Annotated in this window: 16 protein-coding genes; 9 read left to right on the forward strand and 7 right to left on the reverse strand. The window is 30.2% G+C overall.

The genetic code is table 11. The annotated features are described in order from the left end of the window. Window positions 1-2: 2 nt before the first annotated feature. Window positions 3-629: a Pr6Pr family membrane protein gene (locus CW731_RS05200; RefSeq protein ID WP_100945731.1), complete on the forward strand. Its 627-nt coding sequence runs from the start codon at window positions 3-5 to the stop codon at window positions 627-629. After that, window positions 626-1,075, forward strand: a complete 450-nt coding sequence (locus CW731_RS05205) for a hypothetical protein (protein ID WP_100945732.1) — start codon at window positions 626-628, stop codon at window positions 1,073-1,075. Before CW731_RS05200 ends, CW731_RS05205 begins: the two co-directional genes overlap by 4 nt. Before the next feature lie 163 nt (window positions 1,076-1,238). On the opposite strand, the gene carB is transcribed toward CW731_RS05205, so the two are convergent. Further along, complete coding sequence (gene carB, locus CW731_RS05210; protein WP_100945733.1) at window positions 1,239-4,094, reverse strand: carbamoyl-phosphate synthase large subunit; 2,856 nt, start codon at window positions 4,092-4,094, stop codon at window positions 1,239-1,241. Between the two features lie 107 nt (window positions 4,095-4,201). Further along, window positions 4,202-4,363, reverse strand: a complete 162-nt coding sequence (gene rpmH / locus CW731_RS05215; RefSeq protein ID WP_100945734.1) for a 50S ribosomal protein L34 — start codon at window positions 4,361-4,363, stop codon at window positions 4,202-4,204. A 230-nt stretch (window positions 4,364-4,593) separates the two neighbouring features. Here rpmH and CW731_RS05220 point away from each other — a divergent pair, with 230 nt between their 5' ends. Then, window positions 4,594-6,207, forward strand: a complete 1,614-nt coding sequence (locus CW731_RS05220; RefSeq protein ID WP_100945735.1) for a CTP synthase — start codon at window positions 4,594-4,596, stop codon at window positions 6,205-6,207. Between the two features lie 232 nt (window positions 6,208-6,439). After that, window positions 6,440-8,329, forward strand: coding sequence for a membrane protein insertase YidC (gene yidC, locus CW731_RS05225; protein ID WP_100945736.1), 1,890 nt, complete (start codon window positions 6,440-6,442; stop codon window positions 8,327-8,329). A 94-nt stretch (window positions 8,330-8,423) separates the two neighbouring features. On the opposite strand, the gene CW731_RS05230 is transcribed toward yidC, so the two are convergent. After that, the gene (locus CW731_RS05230; RefSeq protein WP_100945737.1) at window positions 8,424-9,557 is read right to left on the reverse strand and encodes a cysteine desulfurase family protein; all 1,134 of its coding nucleotides are present in this window, start codon (window positions 9,555-9,557) and stop codon (window positions 8,424-8,426) included. A gap of 20 nt (window positions 9,558-9,577) precedes the next feature. After that, window positions 9,578-10,135 (reverse strand): Smr/MutS family protein, encoded by a 558-nt coding sequence (locus CW731_RS05235; protein WP_100945738.1) that lies wholly within the window; start codon window positions 10,133-10,135, stop codon window positions 9,578-9,580. A gap of 54 nt (window positions 10,136-10,189) precedes the next feature. Between CW731_RS05235 and CW731_RS05240 the strand changes: the two genes are divergently transcribed. Continuing rightward, window positions 10,190-10,822 (forward strand): hypothetical protein, encoded by a 633-nt coding sequence (locus tag CW731_RS05240; protein WP_100945739.1) that lies wholly within the window; start codon window positions 10,190-10,192, stop codon window positions 10,820-10,822. Here CW731_RS05240 and ppk2 (CW731_RS05245) read toward each other — a convergent pair. Together ppk2 (CW731_RS05245) and ppk2 (CW731_RS05250) are read right to left on the reverse strand one after the other, a co-directional pair. After that, window positions 10,819-11,604, reverse strand: a complete 786-nt coding sequence (ppk2, locus tag CW731_RS05245) for a polyphosphate kinase 2 (protein ID WP_100945740.1) — start codon at window positions 11,602-11,604, stop codon at window positions 10,819-10,821. The two genes, CW731_RS05240 and ppk2 (CW731_RS05245), sit on opposite strands and share 4 nt — an antisense overlap. A gap of 4 nt (window positions 11,605-11,608) precedes the next feature. Then, window positions 11,609-12,466, reverse strand: coding sequence for a polyphosphate kinase 2 (gene ppk2 / locus CW731_RS05250; RefSeq protein ID WP_100945741.1), 858 nt, complete (start codon window positions 12,464-12,466; stop codon window positions 11,609-11,611). A 94-nt stretch (window positions 12,467-12,560) separates the two neighbouring features. Between ppk2 (CW731_RS05250) and CW731_RS05255 the strand changes: the two genes are divergently transcribed. Further along, complete coding sequence (locus CW731_RS05255; RefSeq protein ID WP_100945742.1) at window positions 12,561-13,511, forward strand: lipid A deacylase LpxR family protein; 951 nt, start codon at window positions 12,561-12,563, stop codon at window positions 13,509-13,511. 132 nt (window positions 13,512-13,643) lie between these two features. On the opposite strand, the gene CW731_RS05260 is transcribed toward CW731_RS05255, so the two are convergent. Further along, entirely contained in the window at window positions 13,644-15,068 is a 1,425-nt protein-coding gene (locus tag CW731_RS05260) for an ATP-dependent RecD-like DNA helicase (protein WP_100945743.1), read from the reverse strand. 105 nt (window positions 15,069-15,173) lie between these two features. On the opposite strand from CW731_RS05260, the gene CW731_RS05265 reads away from it, so the two are divergent. The 3 genes from CW731_RS05265 to CW731_RS05275 are packed head-to-tail and all read left to right on the forward strand — an operon-like array spanning window position 15,174 to window position 17,267. Further along, the gene (locus tag CW731_RS05265) at window positions 15,174-15,905 is read left to right on the forward strand and encodes a hypothetical protein (protein ID WP_100945744.1); all 732 of its coding nucleotides are present in this window, start codon (window positions 15,174-15,176) and stop codon (window positions 15,903-15,905) included. Window positions 15,906-15,912: 7 nt separating this feature from the next. After that, complete coding sequence (locus tag CW731_RS05270; RefSeq protein ID WP_232734728.1) at window positions 15,913-16,707, forward strand: DUF3822 family protein; 795 nt, start codon at window positions 15,913-15,915, stop codon at window positions 16,705-16,707. Then, window positions 16,704-17,267, forward strand: coding sequence for an RsmD family RNA methyltransferase (locus tag CW731_RS05275; protein ID WP_100945745.1), 564 nt, complete (start codon window positions 16,704-16,706; stop codon window positions 17,265-17,267). The genes CW731_RS05270 and CW731_RS05275 overlap by 4 nt, the downstream gene beginning before the upstream one ends. The last annotated feature ends 28 nt before the right edge of the window (window positions 17,268-17,295 follow it).

Raw genomic sequence — 17,295 nt, forward strand, 5'->3', positions numbered from 1 at the left:
CAATGAAGAGAAAAATTGAAATATTTGGACTTGCCATTACCTGGTTTGCTGTTATAGCACAGTTTTTCTTAATGATTCAAAACAGACAAGCAGGTATTATAGAAACTATTACACGCTTTTTTAGTTTTTTTACCATTCTAACAAACATTCTAGTAGCTTTACTTTTAACATCATCTGCATTCAAACTTAAAAAATTCCCTTTCAATTTATTTTTGACAAAAGGAGCGATAACCGCTGTTACAACTTTCATCTTTATTGTAGGTCTTGTGTATCAAATAGTATTAAGAAGAATATGGGAACCAACAGGACTTCAATACATTGTTGATGAATTATTGCATACAATTATCCCTTTATTTATGCTTGTATATTGGTTTTTTAATGTTGAAAAAGAAAATTTACAATTAAAACCTGTCTTTAACTGGTTAATATATCCCTTAATATACATCTGTTTTATAATAGTCAGAGGTAATATTTCTGGGTATTATCCATATCCTTTTTTAAATATTGAAGAAGTTGGATACGAAAAAGTAACAGTAAACGTTGTTATTATTTTCACTATTACTATTGTAATACTAGTCATTTTATCCTTTGTAGGAAAACACAAAATCAAAAATAAACCATTATTATGAAAAAAGTTTTTTTTTTAGTACTCGTATTAATTACCACAATAGCCTGTAAGAACAACAAAAAAATAGAAACTAAAGTAAAACAAGAATCTGAAAAAGTAATTTTGGAAACGGGTTGCTTTGAATTTAGTAACAATGGTAATATCATACATATGAAAATCACCAAAATCACTGAAAATGTTTCAGCTAATTTGAATATTCATTATTCTGAAAAAGATGCCAGTCAAGGAACCTTTGAAGGTAAATTATATGGAGACAAACTTATTGGAGTTTATATATTTAATTCCGAAGGAACAGAAAGTTCAAGGGAATTAGCTTTTTGGGTTAAGAACAATCAACTTATTGAAGGTTATGGTGAATTAAATGAAAATGGAACAAGTTTCATAGATAGAGATGCTATTAAATATACTTCTACTATGCCATTAACAAAGGTGAAATGTGCTAAATAAAGTACATAAGTAACCTTATTATTGTCTCAATAATCTCTTTTACCCCTTTAAAACACTTATTTTTAGAGACTATAATTTACCACACAACATCCGTTAGTACAAAAAAAAAGCATCCAATTCTTAATTAAGAATTGGATGCTTTTATATCTCTGTATAATCTTTTCTATTTACTTAAATACATTTTACGTCTAGCGTATAAATCATAGAATTGATCATCTTTTAAGCTGTCAATAAACAAAATACTTTCTCCAGTAGATTTCATTTCAGGTCCTAGTTTCTTATCTACATTAGGAAACTTATTAAAAGAGAAAACAGGTTGTTTAATTGCATACCCTTCTAACTGCGGATTGAAATTAAAATCTGTAACTTTATTATGACCTAACATTACCTTTGTTGCATAATTAACATACGGTTCTTTGTAAGCTTTTGCTATAAAAGGAACGGTTCTAGAGGCTCTTGGGTTTGCTTCAATAATATAAACTACATCATCTTTTACAGCAAACTGAACGTTTATTAATCCGATCGTTTTTAATTCTCTTGCAATTGTATGCGTATGATCTTTAATTTGTTGCATTACTAAATCGCCTAAATTAAATACGGGTAACATCGCATTAGAATCTCCAGAATGAATTCCACAAGGTTCTATGTGTTCCATAATTCCAATGATATACACATTTCCATCTGCATCACAAATTGCATCAGCTTCTGCTTCAATTGCTCCATCTAAATAATGATCTAGCAATAGTTTATTACCAGGCATTCTTCCTAATAAGTCTACAACATGCTTTACCAATTCTTCTTTGTTGATTACAATTTTCATTCCTTGTCCTCCTAAAACATAAGAAGGTCTTACCAAAATAGGGAAATCTAATTCGTCTGCTAAAGCCAATGCTTCATCTGCAGTTTCTGCAATTCCGAATTCTGGATATGGAATGTTGTTGTTCTTTAACAAGGTAGAAAAACTCCCTCTATCTTCTGCTAAATCTAACGCTTCAAAAGAAGTTCCAATAATTTTAATTCCGTATTTTGTTAACTTTTCTGCTAACTTTAAAGCTGTTTGTCCACCTAATTGTACAATAACACCTTCCGGTTTTTCATGACGAATAATGTCATAAATATGTTCCCAAAAAACAGGCTCGAAGTATAATTTATCTGCCGTATCAAAATCTGTAGAAACCGTTTCTGGGTTACAGTTAATCATAATCGTTTCATAACCACACTCTGCAGCTGCTAAAACACCATGCACACAACAGTAATCAAACTCAATTCCTTGTCCGATTCTATTTGGTCCAGAGCCTAAAACTATAATTTTCTTTTTATCGGTTACAATACTTTCGTTTGCAATGATAATTTCGCCATCTGCAGTTTCAATCTCGTTTTCAAAAGTTGAATAATAATAAGGCGTTTTCGCTTTAAATTCTGCAGCACAAGTATCTACTAACTTAAAAACACGTTGCACTTTTAACTCTTCTCTTTTTGTATACACTTCACTTTCTAAACAATCTAGCATGTGTGCTATTTGTCTGTCTCCGTATCCTTTTTGCTTTGCTTCAAGCAATAAGTCTCTCTGAATTGTATCAATTTTATACTTAGAAATTTCTTTCTCAATTTGAAACAACTCTTCATATTGCTTCAAGTACCACATGTCTATTTTTGTGATATCATGAATTTGAGATAACGGAATTCCAATTGCAATTGCATCATAAATAGCAAAAACACGATCCCAACTTGCATTGGTTAATTTCTCTATAATTTGGTTGTAATCTGTGTAGCCTTTTCCGTCTGCACCTAAACCATTTCTTTTAATCTCTAAAGATTGTGTTGCTTTGTGTAATGCTTCTTGAAACGAACGTCCAATTCCCATTACTTCACCAACAGATTTCATTTGTAACCCTAAAGTTCTATCTGAACCTTCGAATTTATCGAAATTCCAACGCGGTATTTTTACAATTACATAATCTAAGGTTGGCTCAAATAAAGCAGATGTAGATTTTGTAATTCCGTTTTCTAATTCATCTAATGTATACCCAATTGCTAATTTTGTAGCAACTTTTGCAATAGGATACCCAGTTGCTTTAGACGCTAAAGCGGATGAACGAGAAACACGCGGATTAATTTCAATCGCAATAATATCTTCTTTTTCGTCTGGTGAAACTGCAAACTGTACGTTACATCCTCCTTCAAAATCTCCAATAGAGCGCATCATATGAATTGCCATGTCTCGCATTTTCTGATATGTTCTGTCAGAAAGTGTCATTGCAGGCGCAACTGTAATAGAATCTCCTGTATGGATTCCCATAGGATCCATATTCTCTATAGAACAGATAATAACAACATTATCGTTTTTATCTCGCAATAATTCTAACTCATACTCTTTCCAACCCATCATCGCTTTGTCAATCATCACCTCATGAATTGGAGATGCTTCTAAACCGTAGCTTAATAAATTATCAAAATCTTCTGCTTTGTACACAATAGAAGCTCCTGCCCCACCCAAAGTATAAGAAGATCTAATTACTAAAGGAAAGCCAAATTCTTGTGCAATTTCTTTTCCTTTTAAAAATGAAGTTGCTGTTGCTTGAGGTGCCATCGGCACACCAATCTTAATCATTAATTCTCTAAACTGCTCTCTATCTTCTGTAACATTAATAGCATCTATATCTACACCAATTAATTTTACATCAAAATCTTTCCAAATTCCTTTAGTATCCGCTTCAATACAAAGATTTAATGCAGTTTGCCCACCCATTGTTGGTAAAACAGCATCAATTTGCGGATGTTCTTTTAAAATTTGAATAATAGATTTAGTCGTCAAAGGCAACAAATAAATATGATCTGCCATTGAAGGGTCTGTCATAATTGTTGCAGGATTAGAGTTGATTAGAATTGTTTCTATACCATCTTCTCTTAAAGATCTTAAAGATTGTGAACCAGAATAATCGAATTCACATGCCTGCCCAATAACAATTGGTCCAGATCCGATAATTAAAACAGAATTGAGGTCTTTTCTTTTTGGCATTGTAAGTTGTTGTGTTGTTTAGTTTTACAAAAATAGTTGGTGCTTGGGTATAAAAAAAGGTGTTACTTAAAAAAGTAACACCCTATATATTAACAATTGTTAATCATTTATTTTTTTGGTCTAAATTCTGAAGATACAGAAACTTTCTTTCTTCCTTTAGCTCTTCTTCTAGCTAAAACTTTTCTTCCATTAGGTGAAGCCATTCTTTCTCTGAAACCGTGTTTGTTTCTTCTCTTTCTTTTCGATGGCTGGTAAGTTCTTTTCGGCATTATATGTATTTTTAAATATCTTCTTGATTACTTTGTGATTGCTTCTAGAGTTTTACTTCTTTTTAAGCGTGGGCAAATATACAACTGTTTTTATTTTAGACAAACACAATTTGAAAAAAAAACAAAAATATTTTTTGCTTGGACAAATTTACAAATTTTATAAATCTTTTCACCTTTTTTATTTGAAGTAAATTTTAGAGTTAGTACTTTTGCGCAAACCTAAGAACACCATGAGTAATACTAAATACGTTTTTGTCACAGGAGGCGTAACTTCATCCCTTGGAAAAGGAATAATAGCTGCATCTCTTGCAAAGCTATTGCAAGAAAGAGGCTTTTCTGTAACCATACAAAAATTAGACCCGTACATTAATATAGATCCAGGAACTCTAAACCCTTATGAACATGGCGAATGTTATGTTACAGATGATGGTGCAGAAACCGATTTAGATTTAGGGCATTACGAACGTTATTTAAATATCCCAACTTCTCAAGCAAATAATGTTACTACAGGTAGAATTTATCAATCTGTAATAAACAAAGAGCGTAAAGGAGAATTTTTAGGAAAAACGGTGCAAGTAATACCTCATATTACAGACGAAATAAAACGTAGAATTCAGCTTTTAGGTGAAACTGGCGATTATGACATTGTAATTACAGAAATAGGTGGAACTGTTGGTGATATCGAATCTTTACCTTATGTAGAGTCTGTTAGACAATTATTATGGGAAAAAGGTTCTGAAAATGCAATTGTTATTCATTTAACTTTAGTGCCTTATTTAGCAGCTGCTGGTGAATTAAAGACAAAGCCAACACAACATTCAGTAAAAATGTTGATGCAAAGTGGTGTAAGTCCAGATATTTTAGTATGTAGAACAGAACATGAAATTTCTGACGATATTAAGCGTAAGCTAGCCTTATTCTGTAATGTAAAACAAGAAGACGTAATACAATCTATAGATGCAGAAACCATTTATGATGTACCAAATTTAATGTTAGCACAAGGTTTAGACACCGTTGTTTTAAATAAATTGAAACTTTCTTCTAAAGGGGAACCAGAATTAAAAGTTTGGAATCAATTCTTGCAGAAACATAAAAACCCAAAACACGTAGTAGAAATTGCCTTAATTGGTAAATATGTAGAGTTACACGATTCTTACAAATCGATTACCGAAGCATTTATTCACGCGGGTTCTTCTAATGAAACCAAAGTAAAAGTGCGTTGGGTACATTCAGAAAGTTTAACACCTAAAAATGCTGCAAAAAAATTAGAGGGCGTTAATGGTATTTTAGTTGCTCCTGGTTTTGGAGATAGAGGTATTGAAGGAAAAATTAGAGCTGTTAGATATGCAAGAGAAAATAATATTCCTTTCTTCGGAATTTGTTTGGGAATGCAAATGGCAGTTATTGAATTTGCTAGAAACGTATTGGATTTAGAAAATGCGAGTTCTACAGAAATGAATAAAAGCACAAAATACCCTGTTATTAACTTAATGGAAAGCCAAAAAGATGTTACAGAAAAAGGTGGAACCATGCGTTTAGGTGCTTGGGATTGTGAATTGAAAAAAGGTTCGAAAATATTTGATGCTTATAAATCTGAGTTAATTAGCGAGCGTCACAGACATAGATATGAGTTTAACAACGACTATTTAGAACAAATTGAAGCTGCAGGAATGAAAGCTACAGGAATAAACCCAAAGACTGGCTTGGTAGAAGTGGTAGAAATTTCTTCTCATCCTTGGTTTGTTGGTGTACAATACCATCCAGAATATAAAAGTACGGTGTTAAAACCGCATCCTTTATTTGTAGATTTTATTAAAGCTGCTTTAAAACAATCTAAAAAATAAGGTATAATAATGTTTGTTCGAGTGCAATCGAAAACGATTACACCTATCAATAAAAATTGTCAACTGCTATCAAGTTGGCAATTTTAAATTAGGAACACTATTTGAACTAGTAAAGACAGTAAGAATAACAGTAGCAAAATCAACTAAAATACATACAGTTTTGCTACATTTGTCGCTTTTTACTTTTAACAGTAAGTATAAAAATGACAAATTGACATTTTAAAAAAATACAATGGAACAAAAAAAATTCGACTTAAATTCTTTTATTGGATTGATCTTATTAGGAGGTATTATTTTCTGGTGGATGAGCACACAAGAACCAGAAATAGATAAAACTAATGCTACTTCTAAAACAGAAATAGTAGATTCTACAAAAACAAGTAACAATACAGATGCTTCTTTTGTTAATGAAACTACTTTTGAAAACGATTCTATAAAACAAATTGCCCTTAAAAATGAATTAGGCGCTTTTGCTCAAAGTGCAATTAGTGCTTCTGAAGGGGTTTCAATTTTAGAAAATGAGGTTGTAAAACTAACAATTGATAATAAAGGTGGACAAATTAAGGAAGCTTTAATAAAAAATTTTAAAACCTACGACTCTCTTCCTCTTTATATGATAAAAGATAATAATGCATCTTTTAACATTAATTTTGGTACAACAGATAATCGAATTTTAAATACTAAAAACCTTTTCTTTCAACCAACTATTACTAAAAACGGAGATAATCAAGTTGTTTCTATGAAGTTGAAAGTTTCTGAAAATCAGTATTTAGAATACAGATATGAAATGAAACCTAAAGAATATATGGTAAATTTCTCTATCCGTTCTCAAGGTCTTAGTAACGTATTAAACTCTTCTAACCCTATTAACTTAAACTGGTCTTTAAATGGATATAGACATGAAAAGAGTTTAAAGACAGAAAATACAATGTATACGCACTTCTACTACAAAGCAGAAGAGGACGTAGACTATATTAATGGTGGTAGTTCAGAGGTTTTAAATGACGTAGACTGGGTTGCTTACAAACAACATTTTTTTACAAGTAACTTATTATCTGATACTCCTTTTAATAATGCTACTATTACCTCTACAGATTTAGTTTTAAATGAAGAGATAGATACTGTTTATACAAAAAAATTCGAATTAAAAACACCTTTAGAATTATCTAATGGAGAATTAAATTATAACATGAAATGGTTTTACGGACCAAGTGATTATAATTTATTAAGTAGCGAACAATTTGCAGGAACAGATTTAGATCAAACGGCAGATTTAGGTTGGGGTATTTTTGGTTTCTTAAATAGAACCGTTTTTTACCCAGTATTTAATTTCTTAGAAGGATTTTTATCAAACTACGGATTAATAATTATATTAATGACAATTGTTGTAAGATTAATTATGTCTCCTTTGGTATATAAATCTTATTTATCGAGTGCAAAAATGAAGGTAATTAGACCTGAATTAACTGCCTTGAATGAGAAATATCCTGGTAAAGAAAATGCAATGAAACGTCAGCAAGAAACCATGGCAATTCAGCGAAAAGCAGGAGTTAGCATGATGTCTGGTTGTATACCAGCCTTATTACAAATGCCAGTATTCTTTGCTTTGTTTAAGTTTTTTCCTACAAACTTAGCTTTAAGACAAGAAAGCTTTTTATGGGCGCCAGATTTATCTTCTTATGATACTATCTTTACATTGCCTTTCACGATTCCTTTTTATGGTAACCACGTAAGTTTATTTCCAATTTTAGCATCTGTAGCTATTTTCTTTTATATGAAAATGAATCAAAGTCAGCAAGCAAATATGCAAGCGCCAACGCAAGAAGGCATGCCAGATATGAGTAAAATGATGAAGTATATGATTTACTTCTCTCCTATTATGATGTTGTTTTTCTTTAACAATTATGCAAGTAGTTTAAGTTTGTATTACTTTATTTCTAACTTGTTAACTATTGTAATTATGTTGGTAATTAAAAACTATGTAATTGATGAAGATAAGATTCATGCAAAAATAGAAGAAAACAAAAAACGTCCTGAAAAGAAAAAGAGCAAGTTTAGAGAAAAAATTGATTCTGCGATGAAGCAAGCACAAGAGCAACAAGCTCAACAAAAAAAGAAGTAATTTTCTTTAATAATTAAAAAAAAACCGAAACTTAAAAGTTTCGGTTTTTTTGTTTTGAAATACACGGCTTATCATAAGTTGAAGGTTTATTTTTTTACAACAGCTCTTTTAATTTTAAAACAGTAAAATCTAAATCTTCCTTTTTAGTGAATTTAGAGAAAGAAAAACGAATAGAAGTCTTATCTTCTTCTCCATTAAATAATAGCTCAGATAATACATGAGAACCTTTGTTACTTCCACTTTGGCATGCACTTCCACCAGAAACAGCAATTCCTGCCAAATCTAGACTAAACAATAGCATTTCATTTTTTACAGGAAAACGAACACTTAAAATAGTGTAACCACTTCTCTCTAAATCTTCTGAAAGACCATTAAATTGAATGTCTTCTGATATTTTTTTCAATTCAGAAATAAAATAAACCTTTAAACTTTCTATATAATCTTTATCTTTTTGAAGTACATCATACGCGATACTTAAAGCTTTATCCATTCCTAAAATAGCATGTACATTTTCTGTACTAGACCTTGCTCCTTTTTCCTGATCGCCACCATGAAGCATTGGTAAAATACCAAATCCTTTTCTAAAGAAAGCAAAACCAACTCCTTTTGGCCCATGGAATTTATGTGCACTCGCAACCATAAAATCTAGCATTGTTTTTTGTAAATCGATAGTGTAATGACCTATTGCTTGCACAGTATCTGAATGAAACAAAGCATCATTTCGCTTACATAAATTAGCTATATCATTCATAGGAAGCATATTCCCTATTTCATTATTAAGCATCATTAAACTTACCAATGTTTTTTCTTCAGATGCTTTTAACAAAGATTCTAAGTGGAGAATATCGATAGTACCAAATGCATCTACCTTTACATATTCTACTGTAATACTTCTACTTTTCTGTAAGAACTCACAAGTGTGTAAAACAGCATGATGTTCAATTTTTGAAGTAATAATTTTAGTTACCCCTAAATTTAAAACAGCATTGTGCAAAATTAAATTGTCTGCTTCTGTTCCGCTAGAAGTAAAAATAATTTCTGCTGCAGAAACATTAAAATGCTTTGCAATATTTTTTCGTGCAGTTTCTACAGAAGACTTTGCTTTTCGACCAAATTGATGTATCGAAGAAGGGTTTCCTAAATTCTCTGTCATAGAAATTTGCATTACCTCTATAACTTCTTTGTAAATATTTGTAGTGGCTGCGTTGTCTAAATAAATGGCATTCATAAGGTGAAAATAAGTTTATTTTACGAGACTATATTTTGAAAAACATATACCTCTGTGGCTCCTAAGCCATATTGTTTATAAGAAGCGTCATAATGCTTTACAGGGTATTTATTTAAAAGAGATTGCAGTTCAGATTTTAAAACCCCTTCTCCTACTCCATGAATAAAGACAATTTTAGAAATTCTTTTCTGAATAGCAAATTCAACTTTTCTTTTTGCTGTGTCTAATTGAAGGTTTAACATATCATAATTATCTAAACCTTTTACAGATTTTGTAAGTTTACTAATATGCAAATCTACCTCCATTATCACTTCTTTATTTTGCTTCTTAAAAAGGTTCTTTTTAGCTTTAGACTGTCCAATTTTATCTTTTAAGAAACTATTGTTAATATCAGAAAACTTCGTTAACTCGTGTTGTTCTGTTTCAATTTTAACCAATTCTTTTTCGTTAAAGTTAAAAATCATTCCGTCTGTAGTTTTAATCGAAATTAAATCTTTTACAATCGCTGTAACTTCTCCTTTTAAAACATCATCTAAAACAGCTACCTTATTACCAATTTCAAAACCCTTTCTTAACATTATTTTAATTCAATTTTAAATATAAGCTCTTAACTTTACTACAAAAATAAGCATATGCCTAAAACTTCTACCATTTCTACAGAAAACTTCTTTAAACTAGCTTCAAAAAAAATAAAATTAAATGAAGATAGAAAAAGAATACTTTTTAAAATTTCTGAAACGGTAGCGAATGAATATGCAAAAAGTAACCTTGTAAACTTAAACTTTATTTGCACGCATAATTCGAGAAGAAGTCAACTAGGACAAGTCTGGGCATTTTACGCTGCAAATTATTTCGACTTAAATATACATGCTTTTTCTGGCGGAACAGAAGTAACTGCTTTTTATAGAAATACCGTTAAAACATTACAATCTGTTGGTTTCGATTTTAAAGTTGAAGATTTTTCTCATCAAAATCCTAAGTATTTAATTTCCTTTATTGGTAGTAAAAAAACAATTTTGGGCTTTTCTAAAAGGTTTGATAATGAAATTAATGTAGAACCTTATATAGCTATTACAACGTGTAATAATGCTGATAAAAACTGCCCTTTTATACCAACAGCTATAGAAAGGTTTCATTTACCTTTTACAGATCCTAAAGATTCTGATGGCACCCCAGAACAAACAGCAGCTTATCTAAAAACCAATGAACAAATTGCGGCTGAAGTGTATTATATTTTTGCTGAAATTAGAAATCTAATCAATTAAATTTCTAAATCTTTATCATAAGGAATGCTATTTAAAACGTGATTAATTACGTTTACTCTGGCTTCCGTTTTTCTATTCGCTCTAATTACTTTCCAAGGAGATATTTTTGTATTTGTTTTTTTAAACATCGCATTTTTATACTCTGTGTATTGATCCCACAAAACTTGCGCTTTTTCATCTAACTTGGTCATTTTCCATTGTTTTAATGGATTGCTCTTTATGTCTGCAAAGCGTTTGGCTTGTTCTTTCTTAGAAATAGACATATAAATCTTAACCAAATGAATTCCAGATTCTAAAATCATTTTTTCAAATCCGTTAACTTGATTCATAAAAATATCATATTCTTCTGGCGTACAAAAACCGTTTACAGGCTCTACAACTGCTCTATTATACCAACTTCTATCAAAGAAAACAATTTCGCCTGCTTTTGGAAATTGCTCTACATATCTTTGAAAGTACCATTGCGTCTGCTCATCTTCACTTGGTTTTGGTAAAGCAACAATTCTCATGTGACGAGGATTAATACGTTCTGTTAATCTTCTAATAGCACCACCTTTTCCAGCAGCATCTCTTCCTTGAAAAACAATAATTATACGTTCATTATTATTAATTGCCCAAGTTTGTAAACGAATAAGTTCTACTTGTAATTTTTTTAATTTTTTTTGATAATCTACATATCTTAAGCTCCTTTCAATACTTAAAGGGCTTTTAGATAAAAGTGCTAAAAGCCCTTTTTTTGTAGTTAACTTATTTAATTCTTTTGTTGTTAATTTTGTTTCCATAAAATTAATCTATATTCCTATTAGACCTATAGTAACGCATTACAACGTTTGGGTCTGGTGTTAATGTTGTTTTTGCTTCCTCTTTGCCATCATAATCAAATTGAGAAATCACATGCTTTATTGCCTCTAGTCTTGCTACTTGTTTGTCATTGGTTTTTATCATCATCCAAGGGCTGTAAGAAGTATGTGTTTTAGAAAACATTTCTGCTTTATAATGGGTGTACTTGTCCCAAAGTGTTTGTCCTTTTTTATCTACAGGACTAAATTTCCAGCGTTTTAAAGGGTTTTCTTTACGCTCTTCAAACCTTTTTAATTGTTCTTCTTTTGAAATTGATAGCCAAAATTTAATAATAATTACGCCATCTTCATACATCATATGTTCAAATTCTGGCACCTGAACTAAAAATTCTTTGTATTGTTTTTGTGTACAGAAATCCATTACAGGCTCTACAACAGCTCTATTATACCAACTTCTATCAAAAAAAACGATTTCCCCAGGATTGGGTAATTCTTTTATATAACGTTGAAAGTACCATTGCCCTTTTTCTACTTCGGTTGGTTTATTTAAAGCAACCAATCTACTAGAACGAGGATTTAAATGTTCCATAAACCTTCGAATATTCCCTCCTTTTCCTGCTGCATCTCTACCTTCAAAAATAATAGCAACACGCTTGTTCTCTTTAGAGATCCAACGTTGTAATTTTACCAATTCTATCTGTAATAATCGCAACTCTTCTGTATACAAAAGTGTTTTCTGAACTTTTTTATATAAATCGCTTTTATCTTTAATTAACTCAAGTAAATCCTTATTATTTTCTAAGTTTTCAAAATCTTCTATAGTAAATTTTTTGCTTGTACTCATGTATCTTTTTTCGAAAATTAAAAATATTACTTTTTTTTCTAAATAAAGTTAAAAAATCATCAATTTAAGTAACTTATTTTATATTTGTTTTTCTATGAAAAAAATTACTATAATTCTATTTTTAGGCTTCACATTTGGTGTTTTTTCGCAAAAAAAATTCTCTAAGGAAATAAGTTTTATTACTGAAAATGATTTATACACTTCTACTTATGATGATAGGTACTATACAAACGGAATGTTTTTTTCTTTTAAATATCTATCTGAAGAAAAAAATAAGAACTTAGAAAAGAAGATTTTTGAATGGGGTATTAATCATGAAATGTACACACCTAATAGAGCTGTTAATCTTGACATTGAGGACCATGACAGACCATTTGCTGGTTATTTATATGGTAGTTTTAGTATTAATAAGATATATAAAAGCAACCAATCTTTTAAGACAACCTTACAGTTAGGGGTTATTGGTTCGCATTCCTTTTCTAAAGAATTGCAGGGTTTTATTCATAATTTATATGGTTTTGAAGATGCTGTTGGTTGGAAATATCAAGTTAAAAATGCGCTTGCTTTAAATATTAATGCAGAGTATCATAAGTTCTTAGGAAAAGATAAAATGAATCATTTTGATCTTTCTTGGATAAATTTTGGAAAACTAGGAACAGTTTACACCAATATTTCTTCTGGTTTTTTAGCTAGAATTGGTTTTAAACCACTACAATCTTTAGCGAATTCTATTGCGTATAACACAAACATCAATAATAAAAACACCTCTTATTACAGAGAAGTAGAATCTTTTATTTTCATAGAACCAACTTTAAGATATGTGTTGTATGATGCGACACTACAAGGAAGTTTTTTAAATACAGGCAGTGAAGTAACTAGTGAATTAGTTCCGTTAGTTTTTAATCTAGCAATTGGTTTAAAGTTTACGGTAAATAGATTTAATTTTGGGTACACTTTTAACTATAACTCAAATAAATCTAAAGATTTAAGGTTTGATAATGGCCATAAATATGGATCAATTAATTTTAATTATTTATTAAAATAGAGATTAATACTTCAAAATTAAAAAAAATATCATTTTCGTTATAAATGAAGAAAAACATCAATAATTAAGACTGCTTCTTAAATACATAGAAAACATCACTTTTTTAATATTAAATCATTAGTTTTTAAAAACTTACTCCATAAAAAAATCGTCTTTAAAGCCAATTAAATACAGCTTTTCCTGTGCTCTTGTAATTGCAGTATACAACCATCTAAAATATTCTTTAGAAACACCATCTGGCAAATAAGGTTGTTCTATAAAAACGGTTTTCCATTGTCCTCCTTGAGATTTATGACACGTCATAGCATAAGAAAACTTCACTTGTAACGAATTGAAATATTTATTTTTTTTAATCGCCATAAATTGCTTGTATTTCGATTTTTCGTGGACATAATCTTCCTTAACTGCCTGGTATAGTTTATTAGATTCTTCGTAAGTTAAAGATGGGCTCTCACTAGTTAATGTATCTAATAGCAAAACGGTTTCAAAAGGATGCATTTGAGGATAATCTATCATTCTAATTTCTACTTCAGCAAATTTAAAACCATACAATTCTTTGATAGAAAATATTTTTAAAACTTCACAAATATCTCCGTTTGCAATAAAACCAGCGGTAGAAGATTCTGGTAACCAGAAATAATTATTTTTAACAATCATTATATAATCTCCTGCAGAAATTTCATTTTCTTGTCCTCTTATATTATATCTTATTTGTTGATTGTATTGGTTCGCACGTTTGTTAGAACGTACAATAAATGCAGTATCCTCTACACCGTCACTTTCATACGCTGTTACAATAGCATCCTCAATATCATAACCATCTTCTAATCTTTTAATATCTGCAAAATCAACATCAAACTGAAACTTATCGCCTTCATTTCTTAATAACAATCTTAAAGCAGTTGCATTGGCTAAAATACCAGAATCTTCATGTTGTCGCATTACCTCATCTAATTCTATCTCTGTTACTTGTTTATGATAATCATACGTTAAAGTGTCTTGTTCTAAAGCAGGTGAAACATCTAGCTTTACTGGCGGAAGCTGCGCTGTATCACCAATAAAAATCAATTTACAATTCACACCAGAATAGACATAAGAAATTAAATCATCTAATAGAGAACTAGCATCAAACAATTGCTGATTCTGTTTTCCATCAGGTATCATAGAAGCTTCATCAACTATAAAAATAGTATTTGTATGTTTATTAGGTTGTAAAACAAAAGCTACAGAACCATTAGACTGCTTTTTAGGGAAATATATTTTTTTATGAATGGTAAATGCAGGTTTTTTAGAGTACAATGCAATTACTTTTGCAGCTCTACCTGTAGGTGCCAATAAGACCGCTTTTCTACCAGCAGTCCATAAAGAATTAACAAATGTACCAATAGTAGTTGTTTTTCCCGTTCCTGCATATCCTTTTAGAAGAAACAAGGCATCTTTGTCTTCATTAAAAATAAAATGACTTAGTAAATCTAATAACTTGCGTTGTTTTATAGTAGGTTGATGAGGGAATTTATTTAACAATTCTTTATTAAAATCCGCGGGTTTTTCTATCATATATTAATTAAAGCACCAAAGATACGTCGATTTGTAAATAAAAGTTTTTATCATTAAAAAAAAATTGTAGATTTGCGATAGGACTATTAAAAAAAAACATTAAAAATGGGATTATTAGGAATGATTTTAGCTGCAGTTTTAGTTGCAGTGCTTATAGCTATTGTTATAGTTAAATATTTACCTTTAAAGTTAAGATGGATCGCATCTATTTTGTTATTATTCTTAGCAGTCTTTTTAGGCTTTAAGATTTATAATGGTATTATGGAGCCTATTAACTTTAACAAAAACAAAGTTAAAAGATATTCTAAAGTTGTAGATAATCTTAAAATGATTAGAGATGCTGAAGTAAAGTATTATGAAGCAACCGGTAATTATACAAAAGATAAAAATTTACTAATTAAATTTGTAGACTCTGCTCAGTTAGCATTAACAGTAACCAAAACGATTGTAGAAACAGTTAATAAAGGTGGTGGTATTACAGATGAAGTGGAAAGAAGAGTAACAGACACTATTGGTTATGAATCTGTATTAAAGTATTTTAAGGGTAGAGATTACAAAAACATGTTTAAAGTACCTGGTTTAGTAGGTAAAGAATATGAGCTTGAAATTGGTACTGTAGAAAAAATAATAGGTTTAGTTGTACCGACTTTTATGGCTAAAACTTCTAAAAAACCTCTTTTAAAGGGAATGAACGAATCTTTAGTAAAACTAGAGCTAGAGGTAATGGCTTCAGATCAAATTAAAGGAGAATACATCTCTGTAGGTTCTTTGGATGAAGTTACAACAGCAGGAAACTGGCCACCTTCTTATGACAAGAAAGGTGATAAAAAAGAATAGTATTTCTTTGAAAACTATAAAAGATAATAGATTATCCATTCAATTTAATTTGGATGGATTTTCTTTTTCTATTTACAACACTGCTTCTAAAAAAGAGGTGTATTTCCGTGAATACAATTTTGAGAGTTCACAGACAACACCAGAAAATCTGTTATTAAAAATTGAGGCCATTTTTAAAACAGACACACATTTACAAAGCGATTTTAACTCTGTTACAGTTATTCATCAAAACAATCTGGCTACGTTAGTACCAAATTCCTTTTTTGATGAAAGAAAATTAGCATCTTATCTAAACTTTAACATCAAAACATTAGCAACAGATTTTATCACTTTTGATAATTTAGAAACTTTAGATTCTAAAAATATTTACGTTCCTTATGTAAACATAAACAACTACTTATTTCAGAATTTTGGCGAATTTGAATACAAACATCACAGTACTGTTTTAATTGAAAAACTGTTAAAACTGAACAGAATTAAAGAAAAAACAATGTTTGTAAATGTTTCTAAAGCCACATTAGATATTGTAGTGCTAGAAAATGACAAACTTGTGCTTTCAAATACGTTCTCCTACAATTCTAAAGAAGATTTTATCTATTATATTCTATTTGTAGCGGAACAATTAAATATCGATACCAAAGAGTTTCCTTTATATTTTATGGGAGAAATCACTTTAAATTCTGCCATTTATAAGACAACATATAAATACATTAAAAATGTTTATTTTTTTGAAAGTTCAAATTCCATTTTTAGTGAATTAAGCATTCCTTCACATTCTAACTTCATACTATTAGGCTCATGAGAATTATTTCTGGAAAATTAAAATCAAGACGTTTATCAGCGCCTAAAAACCTACCTGTTAGACCAACAACAGACATGGCAAAAGAATCTTTGTTTAACATCTTAAACAACACTTATTTTTTTGATACAATCTCTGTAATAGATTTATTTTCTGGTACAGGAAACATTAGCTATGAATTTGCCTCTAGAGGAACAAAAACAATTCACGCTGTTGATGCCCATGTTGGTTGTATTAAATACATAAATAGCACTGCAAAAGAATTAGACCTAGACATTAATACATTTAAAAGTGACGTCTACAAGTTTCTAGAAAAAACACCCTTAAAAACGGATATTATTTTTGCAGATCCTCCTTATGATTTTGAAGAAGAACAATTTTTAAAAATAGTAGATTTAGTTTTTGATAGAGAAATATTAAATGAAGATGGTGTTTTAATTGTAGAACATTCTAAACACACCGATTTAACGAAGCACGCAAAACATACGTATGACAAACGTTATGGTGGCAATGTTTTTAGTTTCTTCGAAAACGCTTCTGAAGAGACTGAAGAAGAAAATTAATTATTGCAAAAAACATTAATTCTCGATA

This window comes from Polaribacter sp. ALD11, from assembly GCF_002831685.1.
Lineage (GTDB): Bacteria > Bacteroidota > Bacteroidia > Flavobacteriales > Flavobacteriaceae > Polaribacter.

Coding starts and splice junctions, on each gene's coding strand:
- CW731_RS05200 (WP_100945731.1), top strand. CDS start 3: ATGAAGAGAAAAATTGAAATATTTGGACTTGCCATTACCTGGTTTGCT.
- CW731_RS05205 (WP_100945732.1), top strand. CDS start 626: ATGAAAAAAGTTTTTTTTTTAGTACTCGTATTAATTACCACAATAGCC.
- carB (WP_100945733.1), bottom strand. CDS start 4,094: ATGCCAAAAAGAAAAGACCTCAATTCTGTTTTAATTATCGGATCTGGA.
- rpmH (WP_100945734.1), bottom strand. CDS start 4,363: ATGCCGAAAAGAACTTACCAGCCATCGAAAAGAAAGAGAAGAAACAAA.
- CW731_RS05220 (WP_100945735.1), top strand. CDS start 4,594: ATGAGTAATACTAAATACGTTTTTGTCACAGGAGGCGTAACTTCATCC.
- yidC (WP_100945736.1), top strand. CDS start 6,440: ATGGAACAAAAAAAATTCGACTTAAATTCTTTTATTGGATTGATCTTA.
- CW731_RS05230 (WP_100945737.1), bottom strand. CDS start 9,557: ATGAATGCCATTTATTTAGACAACGCAGCCACTACAAATATTTACAAA.
- CW731_RS05235 (WP_100945738.1), bottom strand. CDS start 10,135: ATGTTAAGAAAGGGTTTTGAAATTGGTAATAAGGTAGCTGTTTTAGAT.
- CW731_RS05240 (WP_100945739.1), top strand. CDS start 10,190: ATGCCTAAAACTTCTACCATTTCTACAGAAAACTTCTTTAAACTAGCT.
- ppk2 (WP_100945740.1), bottom strand. CDS start 11,604: ATGGAAACAAAATTAACAACAAAAGAATTAAATAAGTTAACTACAAAA.
- ppk2 (WP_100945741.1), bottom strand. CDS start 12,466: ATGAGTACAAGCAAAAAATTTACTATAGAAGATTTTGAAAACTTAGAA.
- CW731_RS05255 (WP_100945742.1), top strand. CDS start 12,561: ATGAAAAAAATTACTATAATTCTATTTTTAGGCTTCACATTTGGTGTT.
- CW731_RS05260 (WP_100945743.1), bottom strand. CDS start 15,068: ATGATAGAAAAACCCGCGGATTTTAATAAAGAATTGTTAAATAAATTC.
- CW731_RS05265 (WP_100945744.1), top strand. CDS start 15,174: ATGGGATTATTAGGAATGATTTTAGCTGCAGTTTTAGTTGCAGTGCTT.
- CW731_RS05275 (WP_100945745.1), top strand. CDS start 16,704: ATGAGAATTATTTCTGGAAAATTAAAATCAAGACGTTTATCAGCGCCT.